Source organism: Jatrophihabitans lederbergiae (assembly GCF_031845305.1).
Taxonomy (GTDB): domain Bacteria; phylum Actinomycetota; class Actinomycetes; order Mycobacteriales; family Jatrophihabitantaceae; genus Jatrophihabitans_A; species Jatrophihabitans_A lederbergiae.
Genome location: NZ_JAVREH010000242.1, coordinates 1 through 330 on the forward strand (window position 1 = coordinate 1; position 330 = coordinate 330).

Genomic DNA, 330 nt, shown 5'->3' on the forward strand with positions numbered 1-330 from the left:
GGGACTCCACCTACACCCTGCAAGCGCTGATCTCCGCCGGCTACCTCGACGAGGCCAAGGCCTGGCGGGAATGGCTACTGAGAGCGGTCGCCGGAGACCCCGCCGACCTGCAGATCATGTACGCCCTGGACGGCACCCGGCGGCTACCCGAAGCCGAACTGCCCTGGCTCACCGGATACGAAAACTCCACACCCGTGCGGACGGGCAACGCCGCCTCCGATCAACTGCAACTCGACGTCTGGGGCGAGACCCTCGACGACCTCGCGCTGGCCCGCAACGCCGGGCTCGCCGACCACGACGACGCCTGGGACCTCCAAGTCGCGCTCATGG

The 330-nt window shown here is 68.8% G+C and carries 1 protein-coding gene; it reads left to right on the plus strand.

Features of this window, described 5'->3' with window-relative positions:
• A partial coding sequence (locus tag RM423_RS25130) for a glycoside hydrolase family 15 protein (RefSeq protein WP_311425759.1) occupies positions 1 to 330 on the plus strand: 330 nt, incomplete at both ends.